Genomic DNA, 4,591 nt, shown 5'->3' on the forward strand with positions numbered 1-4,591 from the left:
TGGGGAACGCAGAGGCCAACCGGGCCTTCGCCCTGGGCGTGATCGTGTATTTCGGAGTAGTTGGATTCCTGTCTGGGTACCTCGCAACGCGTCTGTACCTCGCAGCAGCCTTCGCACGCGCTGACCAGAGAGTATCCGTCCTGATCGAGGCCCTGCGTGAACTAGCGGCGAAACTGTCGCCTGAACTACTGAGCCAGTTGATACAAAGTGGCAGCTTTGTCGAACTGATGCGCGGCCAGATCCCGGCACGAGTGACGGCACCTGCCGCTGTCCCACAGACGACACCCGCAGACACCGGCGACGAGAGCGAACAGCTCGACGGAGCGCTTGGCGATCTACAGGCTGGAAAGGATGTGACGCCCGTGTATCTGCCGGGCCTCGCGTGGAGAAAGTCCCCAGCGAGCTTCAGCGAACAGCAGCAGAGGGTCCTCCTGGCACTTTCGCACCGGAAGCACATCTGGCGTACTCGGCAGCGTCTGCTCGAGGTGACCGGGCTGCCGCAGGAGGATCTGGATGCGGCACTCAGCGAGCTAATCCGCGCTGATCTCCTTCGGCCGTCGTGCTGCGCGTCACCGCAGGGGAGCCCCAGGCAGCGAGACATCATCTTTGGTCTGAGCGAGCGTGTTGGGTGACGCGAGGCAGAGGGATTGGCAGTTACCTGGTCTATGGCCATACCCGCCATTATGTCGGCATCATACTGGTGCGCGACCTGTACAGAGCCCAGATTCGCTCCAAGCCAGTCGGCTTGGGTCAGCGCCTCATCGACATCCCAAGTGAAGTAGGTGGTGCTGCGGGCGTCCTGCTTCCCGGCCAGGGCCCCGTCCGCTTGCCACTGGTAGTAGGTCAGCGCACCGCCGGTACTCCCCTCCAGCGTCAACTGGTTCAGCGTGTTGTACTGGTAGTAGGTCGTCTCGCCGTTCTTCGTCAGTTGCCTGCGGTCTCCTGCCGCGTCGAAGCGGCAGTCGAAGGCATACAGGCCCTGGCCCGAGCCGTCCAGATCGTCCTCCCTGGCCAACCGCCCCGCGGCGTCGTAGCGGTAGTAGATGCTGGTGCCGTCCTCGCGCACGATCTTGGTCCGACGCGCGTCGTCGTAGCCGTAGTACAGGCTCTCCAGCAGCCCGCACGATCATCTGGACAAAGCGAAGCGAGATCATCACCCCGAGGACCAAGGCCGTGGGCCCTGCACGCCGGACCGGGTTGTACAGACCTGTTCGCAGTGGTGCGGGGCTGAGAGCAGGGCCGCGCAGGTGTGGGGGCATGCCGAGGGGAAAGGCTCGCGAGGTTCGCGAGTACACTTCGGCCGGCCGTCTGCCAGGCATGGCCCAGGGAGGCACTGCTGTGAGCAAGGTCAAGTTCGGCGTCATCGGTCTCGGATGGTTCGGCGAGAAACACTGCGAGGCGCTGGCCTCCCTTCCCAACGTGGAGCTGTACTCGCTGTGCACGCGCACCAAGTCGCGCCTGAAGGAAGTCGCGCAGCGCTTCGGCGTGAAGAAGACCTTCACCGACTACAACGAGATGCTGGCCGACCCGGAGCTGGAAGCGGTCAACATCGTCACCATGTGGGACCAGCACGCCGCTCCGACACTGGCCGCGCTCAAGGCGGGCAAGCACGTGTTCTGCGAGAAGCCCATGGCCTCGACCATGGCCGACTGCAGAAAGATGGTGGCAGCCGCGCAGAAGGCCAAGGGCTTCTTCATGGTGGGGCACATATGCCGCTTCAATCCGCGCTATGCCCTCGCCAAGCGTGCAATCGAGGAGGGGCGGATCGGCAAGATCGTGTCCATGTCCGCCCGGCGCAACCTCCCGCGCTGGATTGTTACCGGGGTGCTGCCGAAGAACGGCCCCATCATCGGCGACGGCGTCCACGACACTGACCTGATGCTGTGGCTCACCGGGGCAAAGATCGTCAGTGCCTACGCCCAGACCGTGGAAATCCGGGGCCTGGGGAACCCCGACATCGGCCAGACCATGTACCGCTTCGACTCCGGCGCTACCGCGATCCTGGAGCAGGTCTGGTTCCTCCCCGAAAACAGTGCGATGCAGATCGATGAACGCCTGGAGGTGGTCGGGACCGAGGGTAGTATCCAGGTGAACGACACGACCCCCAACTTCTTCGTGTGCGACAAGGACGGCGTCAGGTACCCCGACACGACGTATTGGAGCACCTACTACGGAAAGCTGTGGGGCGCGCTGCCGGCCGAGTTGCAGTACTTCGCCGACTGCTGCCTGAAGGGCGAGCCGCCGACGGTGGTCCCTGCGGAGGAGAGCATGGCGGCTGTGGAGGCCTGCCTGGCAGCCGAGAAGAGCGCCGCGACAGGCAGAATAGTGAAGCTGTAGGGTCGGGGAGAGGACGCTCGGGACTCGCCGATCCTACTAGACTCGAAGCGACAGGGGCGGCACCTCCGTGCTGCCCCTGGTCGTCTTCAGAAGGAAGAGGTCCGCCACCCCGTCAACTGCTCTGCCCCTACCAGGGCGGCAGAGCCATGGTGCCGCCCTCAATGGGGAGCGACACCGCGTTGATGTACTCGGCGTCATCGCTGACAAGGAACGCAACAGCTTTCGCCACGTCAAGCGGCTGGCCCAGGCGGCGTACCGGGATCCTCTTGGCCACGTCCGCGTACAGCTCCTCGAGTGGCTGCGTCCAGCCGGCGGCGGTCGCAGCCAGCAGGGGCGTGTCGATGGTCCCCGGGCATACGCCGACGATGCGCACCACTCCGGCATGGTCCACGGCCAGCGCCCGGATCAGGGACTCCAGAGCGCCCTTGGAGGCGCAGTACAGGGCATGCTCGGGGAAGCCGACGAAGGCCGCCACGGAGGTGGTGATCGCGATCACCCCTTTGCCCTGCTTCTCCATGACCGGGACCACGTGCTTGGCCAGCCACAGGTTCCCCATGACGTTGACGCCCATGACGGCGTTCCAGTCGTCGAGGCTGAAGTCTGTGACCCGGCCCTGCCGCCAGACGCCGGCGTTGCTGACCAGGGCGTCAATCCGGCCGTAGGTGTGCACGGCCTTCGCCACCAGTTCCCGCACGCTGTCCTCGGAGGTCACGTTCACCTCGAAGAAGCGGGCTTCCAGACCTTGGCCCCGCAGGTCGGCCTCCAGAGCAGCTCCTTCCTGGGGCTGGTTGGAGGCGATGACCACTTTGGCACCACACTCGGCAAAATGCCGGCTGCAGCCCTCGCCGATGCCGGAGGTTCCACCAGTGACCAGGATTGCTTTGCCCGAGATGGACATGGGTGCACCTTCCTGTCTGCCTGCCCTCCGGCGCCTAGGGCGCCAGACCGGCGGCTATTCGTGTGCGAACATCATGAACTCGAACACGGCGCCATCCTTGAGGACGGAGGCCACCGTCAGGCCCGCATAGGGCTCGAAGGGCTCGAGGAGGACCTCCTGGCCCGCGAGTTCCGCCTCGAGGTCGTCGGTCTCGAAGGCCATGTGGGGGAGCTCGCGCAGTGGCCCCGAGACGGGTGAGTCGGGCTCATAGCGCAGGAACTCCACCTTATACGGGTGGTCGTCCCAGGCGGTGACCCACACCTTGGTGGCAGGCACGTAGGTCTCGTTGGGCTGCTTGTCGTCGGTGGGTAGGCCGATGTGGTTGAACTTACGCATGGGGGCCTCCTTCGGTAACCGGGCATTGATAGGCACGGATGCTTGCCCTAGACGGTATATGCCAGGGCGCTGTCGGCGATGCGGCAGAAGTCATACTGCGGGTCATAGCCCAGCATCGAACGGGCTTTGCTGATGTTGATGGCGAAGGAATGGTAGCCCGGGCAGGCGACCTCCACCGTCGGGATACCCGTCTTCTGGGACAGGTACTCAGCCGCGACGCGGTACTCGAAGGGAGCCGGCGCCGCGATGTTGAAGGAGTGACCCAGAGCCGAGGGGTTCGCGAACATCAGGCCAAAGGCCTGCAGGAGATCCTCGATGTGTACGATGTGGCGGTGATAGGGCACGCCGTCGGCCTCGGTCAGGATGGGGATACGCTCCTGGCCCGCCTTCACCAGGTCCAGAAGGTGGTCTGCCACCTGCCCGAAGCCGTGGCCGGGCTCGGCGGGATCCACGTTCCTGAGCAGCGAGAAGTGCCGCAGCAGGTCATCCTTCTCGAAGACCCAGGAGGAGCGCAGAATGGAGAAGGGCACCCCGTACTGGTAGGCATACTGCTGGGTCATCACCTCCTCCATCACCTTGGTGAAGGCGTAGTAGCCGGGGTATGCCATCAGGGGGTGACTCTCATCAATGGGCGTGGGTTGCGGGTAGAACCAGATGCCGAAGGCCGCATCGCCGCCCAGGAGCAGGAGCTGCTGCGTACCCTCGAAGCGGCAGGCCTCCAGGATGTTCAGCGTTCCCCGCACGCTCACATCGAAGAAAGTCTCCGGGGCTTCCTTCGTGGTGGCAAGCTGGATGACGGCGTCGGTGCCCGAGACAACCTCCCTCACCGCAGCAGCGTCGGCGATGCTGCCTGGCACCGACACCACTCCTTCTCCGGCCACCGGACTCCGGTGCACCAGGGCGCGCACCGCGTACCCGTGCTCCACCAGCCACGGGACGACATGCCTCCCGATCTTGCCTGATCCGCCGAAGACAGCCACG

5 protein-coding genes are annotated in these 4,591 nt (G+C 64.7%); 2 read left to right on the forward strand and 3 right to left on the reverse strand.

Features of this window, described 5'->3' with window-relative positions:
- Both ABFE16_06100 and ABFE16_06105 read left to right on the forward strand, forming a co-directional pair.
- The coding region (locus ABFE16_06100; GenBank protein MEN6344860.1) for a hypothetical protein at nucleotides 1-632 on the forward strand (632 nt) is incomplete at its 5' end.
- A 625-nt stretch (nucleotides 633-1,257) separates the two neighbouring features.
- Entirely contained in the window at nucleotides 1,258-2,337 is a 1,080-nt protein-coding gene (locus ABFE16_06105) for a Gfo/Idh/MocA family oxidoreductase (protein ID MEN6344861.1), read from the forward strand.
- Nucleotides 2,338-2,464: 127 nt separating this feature from the next.
- Here the strand turns inward: ABFE16_06105 and ABFE16_06110 are convergent, their stop codons facing one another.
- The 3 genes from ABFE16_06110 to ABFE16_06120 all read right to left on the reverse strand — a co-directional run.
- The gene (locus ABFE16_06110; protein ID MEN6344862.1) at nucleotides 2,465-3,235 is read right to left on the reverse strand and encodes an SDR family oxidoreductase; all 771 of its coding nucleotides are present in this window, start codon (nucleotides 3,233-3,235) and stop codon (nucleotides 2,465-2,467) included.
- A gap of 54 nt (nucleotides 3,236-3,289) precedes the next feature.
- Entirely contained in the window at nucleotides 3,290-3,610 is a 321-nt protein-coding gene (locus ABFE16_06115; GenBank protein MEN6344863.1) for a hypothetical protein, read from the reverse strand.
- A gap of 47 nt (nucleotides 3,611-3,657) precedes the next feature.
- A partial coding sequence (locus ABFE16_06120) for an NAD(P)-dependent oxidoreductase (GenBank protein MEN6344864.1) occupies nucleotides 3,658-4,591 on the reverse strand: 934 nt, incomplete at its 5' end.

It is taken from the genome of Armatimonadia bacterium, from assembly GCA_039679385.1.
In the GTDB taxonomy this organism is placed as follows: domain Bacteria; phylum Armatimonadota; class Zipacnadia; order Zipacnadales; family JABUFB01; genus JAJFTQ01.